The sequence below is a fragment of the Enterobacter cloacae complex sp.6700776 genome, assembly GCF_048284255.1.
Taxonomy (GTDB): domain Bacteria; phylum Pseudomonadota; class Gammaproteobacteria; order Enterobacterales; family Enterobacteriaceae; genus Enterobacter; species Enterobacter intestinihominis.
In genome coordinates this window covers 1-265 of record NZ_JBLVYK010000309.1, presented here as the reverse complement: position 1 = coordinate 265, position 265 = coordinate 1, and the positions used below count along the sequence as shown (strand labels likewise).

At 34.0% G+C, this 265-nt stretch carries 1 protein-coding gene; it reads left to right on the top strand.

Features of this window, described 5'->3' with window-relative positions; all coding sequences use genetic code 11:
- Positions 1 to 54: 54 nt before the first annotated feature.
- On the top strand, positions 55 to 265 hold a 211-nt coding region (locus ACNQ0T_RS24395; protein ID WP_417930517.1), incomplete at its 3' end, for a hypothetical protein.

The window sequence follows — 265 nt, the reverse complement described above, 5'->3', positions numbered from 1 at the left end:
ATACAATATACGTCAGCCACAAAGAAACTGCCAAACTTTTTAACGGAAATAAACATGCTTCCTCCATCAATAAATACCCATAATTCACCTATAAATATCACGCCCATTTCACAAGCAAGTAATATTAATACCTGTTTTTTTAAAACACCAGTATATGACCAAAAACAAAAACTAACACAGTTGATGGGTGAAGACAAAGGGATTAATGCAATTATGAACTGCGATGAATATCATATCCCCATCAGACACAAAGATCCCAATACAC